The sequence below is a fragment of the Candidatus Kryptonium thompsonii genome (assembly GCF_001535985.1).
Taxonomy (GTDB): domain Bacteria; phylum Bacteroidota; class Ignavibacteria; order Kryptoniales; family Kryptoniaceae; genus Kryptonium; species Kryptonium thompsonii.
In genome coordinates this window covers 1-5,553 of record NZ_CZVS01000082.1, presented here as the reverse complement: position 1 = coordinate 5,553, position 5,553 = coordinate 1, and the positions used below count along the sequence as shown (strand labels likewise).

Annotated in this window: 3 protein-coding genes and 1 pseudogene; all 4 read right to left on the bottom strand. The window is 38.0% G+C overall.

The genetic code is table 11. The annotated features are described in order from the left end of the window. Nucleotides 1-211, bottom strand: a pseudogene (locus AWW78_RS09665) (acetate kinase); the annotation flags it as partial. Between the two features lie 45 nt (nt 212-256). After that, entirely contained in the window at nt 257-1,198 is a 942-nt protein-coding gene (locus AWW78_RS09660; RefSeq protein WP_075426261.1) for a 3-hydroxyacyl-CoA dehydrogenase family protein, read from the bottom strand. 87 nt (nt 1,199-1,285) lie between these two features. After that, nucleotides 1,286-3,703, bottom strand: coding sequence for a putative LPS assembly protein LptD (locus AWW78_RS09655; RefSeq protein ID WP_047135016.1), 2,418 nt, complete (start codon nt 3,701-3,703; stop codon nt 1,286-1,288). Between the two features lie 89 nt (nt 3,704-3,792). Continuing rightward, the coding region (gene rpsA, locus AWW78_RS09650) for a 30S ribosomal protein S1 (RefSeq protein ID WP_047135015.1) at nt 3,793-5,553 on the bottom strand (1,761 nt) is incomplete at its 5' end.

The window sequence follows — 5,553 nt, the reverse complement described above, 5'->3', positions numbered from 1 at the left end:
GGATAGCAATTACATATTCAATTGCAATATTGTGGTCAAGTATTTCCCCGCTTATTTTAACTGTATCTCCATCTTCTCTAACGTGGGTTAAAATTGCATCGTCCATTCCTATCCTTTCAACTTGACCTTTCGCAAGAACGCTGTAAGTTGAAGTCTCGATGAATTGATATTTAATTGAAGAACTCCCTGAATTTAAAACGAGAACTTTCATCACAAGTGTTATTTTGTTTTTAAAAAGGCATGGTTTCGAGCTAAATCAAGTTATTTTCCTCCCGTATTCGTCATATTTAAAAAATCCTTCGCCTGTTTTCTTGCCAAGTTTGCCCTCGCGGACAAGTTTTCTAAGTAATGGGCACGGTCTATATTTTTCACCGAGTTCTCTATAAAGTGTTTCCATCCATGTTAAAACCTCATCAAGCCCCATTGTATCTGCCATTTCAAGTGGTCCCATTTGAAAGTTATATCCAAGTTTCATTGCCGTATCAATTCCCTCAGCAGTTGCAATTCCTTCCATCAAAACATGCATCGCTTCGTTTAACATCGGCACAATAACTCTCGTCGTTACAAATCCAGGGTATTCATAAACTTCCACGACGGTTTTCCCAATTTGCTCCGCAAATGCTTTAACTTTTTTAAAGGTCTCATCGGATGTTTTGAGCGCTCTGACAAGCTCAACTAACGGGACTTTTGGAACGGGGTTTAAAAAGTGCATCCCAATGATTTTATCAGGTCGCTTTGTCACTTCCGATATTTTGGTCAATGATAGCGTTGATGTATTTGAAACGAAGATTGTGTGTGGTGGACAAATTTCATCAAGTTTTTTGAAAATTAATTTTTTAAGTTCAAAATCTTCATCGACCGCTTCAATTACAAGTTCACATTCTTTCACATCTTCAATATTGGTTGTCCATTCAATTCTGTTTAGAATTGATTTCTTTTCGCTTTTTGTCATTGCCCACCTTTGAATTTCATAATCAAGCGCCTCTTCAAGTTTTTCTTTAGAGATATTTAGTGATTCTTCATTTTTCTCAACCGCGATGACATCGAAGCCTGCTTGTGCTATTGCTTGGACAATTCCGCGACCCATTACGCCAACTCCTATAACTGCAACATTTTTTATCCTTTGCAAATCTTCAGAAATTGGTTTAAAATCGCTAAATATTTCAGATTTAAGAAGTTCTCCCGAATTTTGCTTCATGCCTTAGCATTTCCGTTTTTATTTTCGTCTCGATGTTTTTAAAAAATTATGGATAATTTTAAAGTTATGCAAGGATGACGGGTGGAATTATCTACCGATGTTGGACTTTCTCTTCACAATTTTTAAATCATGTAACTGCGGTGCTTTTACCCTTATTTCAAGATCAAAACCTCTCGCATATCCAACGGGTCTCCATTCAAAGTTTGCTTCCCAGCAGTGTAAATCCCTGTAAATGCTTATACTTGGGACAACTATTTCCTTACGTATGGGATCATAGCTTCCGCTGCCCATTATCCTCCAATTTTTCGTAACATCAAACCCAAAGGTAAATCTCAGGTTTGCTGATTTTATTGTTTGGTATGGAGTTATTCTGCTCAATGAAAAATCAAAGCCAAATGAAAAGTTCCATCCAAATTCAAAGCTTGGTTTGAAAGGCTCGTAATTTTTAAAAAATTCCGCTCCTGTTCCTTCAATTCCTTGCATTCTTTCGGTTTCTTGCTTCTTTCTTCCAGAGAAAGTGAACGAGAATGCGAGAGAAAAATTTGTTAATCTGGCAATTTTCCCCTCGCGAATTAATAGCTCTGTGCTGTTGAATTTATAGAAATCAAATGTGGAGCTTGAAAAAATATCAATGCCAGCAATTGTAGTTCGTGCGGTGACAAATAAGGGAGAAAGTTTTTTGTTTGGGTCAACGAAATTATATGAGAAAGATAAGTTTAAGTTTAAAAGTTGGTATTTTTTCGGTTGCCCCGCGGAATCACTTGAAGTCGTCTTCATTTCAAAGATATTCCCAATTCCAACATTTAAGGATTGTAATTTGCCAATGGGTGCACCACCAAAAATAGAATTTTCAAAGTAGCTGTATTTTACAATTTGACCTGTTGAATCGACGTAAGAACCGTAATTTTTCCAGAATGGGGATGAAAAATCGGGTTGATAGACGAGTGAAACGCTTGGCATTAATGTGTGTCTAAAACCTGAAATACCAAAAATCTCGGGTTGCCAAATTCCGTAAAGTTTTGTTGAAACTGAAACGCCAAACTTAAAATATCTTGCTTGGAAGAAACCCTTTTGAATTTTGGTTTCAACCTGTTTTGTCTCTGGATTGTAAAATTTTATGGTTCGTCTGTCATACCAGTTTTCATAGTAGGTGAAGAACGGGGTTACATTAAAATATCTAATCGTCGGTGCAAAGTTAACCGATAAATTGTGTGCCATACCGTAGCTAAATTGTTTCGTCATTGCTGTGCTTCTTTTGTTCACAAACCTTGATGAATAGCCAAAACTTAATCTTTGATGCCATTTCCCATCTGTTACACCATATACGCCTCCAGCGAATGGAAAAACTTGGGGTAGCGAAAAGGAAATTTCGGGTAGCACTTCGTCAACTGTGCCTGTGTTCAAATTTTGAACTCGTGACGCGTTAATGGATATTGAACCATTTATGCTTTCGATAGTTTTTGAATAGCTTACATTTGAGATTAATGTTTGTTGAAGGACATCTCTTACGGTTGTTCCAGTTGCGCGAAAATAGTTGTTAGTTGAAATATTGACATTTGCACTTATCCTTGATGTTGGATCTATGTTTTGGCTATGAATTATGTTGAGTCTCCACTCTTTGCTTGATGTTTTATCGGGATCACCTTCTTCACCGCTGTAGAAATTTGCAAATGCAAAGCCTATTGCGCCGTTAAATTTATATCTCAGTGCATATCTGAAATCGCTGGAGACTTGCCATCCACCGCGTGTGTACCAATCAAATGTTGTAGCGAAATCAGCGTAATCGCTCATAGCCCAGTAATATCCAAATCTTTTAAAGTAAAAACCAGTGTTGTATGTTTGTCCCCAAACTGGTGGAATAAACCCTGATCTTCGTCCTGATTTGTTTGGGAAAACACCAAATGGCAAGGCAAAGACGGGAACATCGGCAATGTATAAAACTACAGGGCGAGCAATAACTTTGTCGTTCACAATTATTTTCATCTTTCGACCTTCGATATAGAAGTGCGGTTCTTCAGCATCGCATGTTGTATATCTTCCTTTATAAACGAACAAGACATCTTTATCAACCTTTTTTACTCTGTCACCATAGTAAAATGCGTTTTCCATTTGTGTTGTTGCTTGCGTAATCCTTCCCTTTTGCGTTTTAAAGTTGTAAGCAAGTTTAAAACCGTGATACTCTTCCCCGCCATCGTTTAAAATTGGTGCTCCAGTGATTTTATTGCCAGTTGAGTCAGGTATTCCCGATGCTTCAAGCAAAGTGCTATCAAGATTCATTCGGACAAATGCGGATCTCAAACGCATTGTTTTATATTTTATATCTGCGTTTCCAAAAAGGAACATATTTCGGTTTTCAACATCATAAATCGCGGAGTCAACCGCTGTATATACAACGGTTGTGTCTATTTCACTTTTTCTAACTTTTGTTGTATCTGCATGTTCTTGAGCATTTATAGTTGCGAAAAAAATTAAAAGCACAATTATTTCAATTCTCAATCTGTTCACTTTGATCGTTTGAGAAGTTTTTTAAAATAAAAAAGCCGTCCGCGACCATTGAAGGACGGGACGGCTGCAAGCTGGAGTTTTGGTTTAATTTAGTTTTGTTTTTGTTGAGCCCCCTGAGCTCTTTGCCCAGGGTAATTTTCTTTTCCATGATTTGATTCAATGAAGACGCGTTCCTCACCCTCAGCTTCAATTCCGATCGATGTAACAGGTGCTTTAAGTTGTGCTTCATCAGATGGAACTGGATGTTTGGCAAGGAATTCTTTGACAAGTCGTTCAGACTTATCTTTGAAATATTCAGATACGGAAAGAATTATTTTCTGCCTTTCTTTGTCAAATTCGATTACCTTCAACGGTAGCGTTTCACCCTCTTTAAAGACAGCATGAATATTTTTTATCTGGGTATGTCCTGGGAGTAAGTGCGAAATAGGAACAAAAGCATCAACACCATCTGGTAACTCCACGATTACACCTTTTTCAATGATTCTTACTATCTTACCTTGTGTTTCCGTTCCAACTTTGTAAATTTGTTCGAGCTTATCCCATGGATTTGGATAAATTTGCTTATGCCCAAGGGTTACACGCCTTTGCTCTTTATCTATTCCAAGTATAACAACATCTATTTCTTGATCTTTTTTCACAACCTCAGCGGGATGGCGAATTTTCTTCGTCCATGATAGATCTGAAATATGAATTAAACCATCAATTCCAGGCTCAAGTTCAACGAACACGCCAAAGTTTGTGATATTTCTAACTATTCCCTTATGCTTTGAACCAATCGGATACTTTTCCTCGACTTTTTCCCATGGATCTGGTTCGAGACGTTTCATGCTCAACGAGAGTTTTCTACCCTCTTTATCAAGGTGCAAAATGACCGCATCGACTATCTGTCCCATCGTTACAAATTGAGATGGATGCTTTATATGTTGCGTCCAACTCATTTCAGAAATATGGATAAGTCCCTCTATCCCTTTTTCAATCTCTATGAATGCACCGTAATCGGTAATTGCAACAACTTTACCTGTAACCTTTTGCCCAACTTTATATTTTTGGTCAATGTTATCCCATGGATGCGGTTGAAGTTGCTTTAATCCAAGGGAGACACGCTTGACTTTTTCACCAGTTGGAAGAGTGACCTCATCAACTCTTGTTACAACCATTTCAAGCTCTTGGTCAAGCTGGACAACTTCGGATGGGTGGTTAACTCTTCCCCATGAAAGATCCGTTATGTGAATTAATCCATCGATTCCATCCATATCAACGAATACACCAAAGTCAACGATTGCTTTAACTGTACCTCTAACTCTGTCTCCAACTTTAACTGTTTCAAAGAACTTGCGTTTGCGTTCTTCAAGTTCTTTCTCAACAAGCGCTTTTCTGCTTACGACGACATTTTCAGCAGCTTGATTGATTTTTACAAGTTTGCATTCGATTTCTTTTCCAACCCATGCGTCATAATCTCTGATGGGTTTGATGTCAACCTGTGAACCAGGTAAAAATGCAAGCAACCCATCGATATCAACAACGAATCCACCTTTAATTCGTTTTATGATTGTTCCTTTTAAAATTTCATCCTTTGCAAAAGCCTCATTTACTCTCTTCCAAACCCTAAGGAAATGAGCTCGTTTATGAGAGACAACAATTTGTCCCTCTTTGTCTTCAACTTTTTCGATGCTGACCTCAACTTTATCCCCAACCTTTAAAGCTTCGGGGTTTCTAAATTCATTTAGCGGAACAATGCCTGGGGATTTAAATCCAATGTCGATTACTACTTCACCTCTTTCTCGATCAATCTCGATCACCTCGCCTTCAAGAATATCACCTTCAACAACCTTGCTGAGAGATTGCTCGTA

Coding starts and splice junctions, on each gene's coding strand:
- AWW78_RS09660 (WP_075426261.1), bottom strand. CDS start 1,198: ATGAAGCAAAATTCGGGAGAACTTCTTAAATCTGAAATATTTAGCGAT.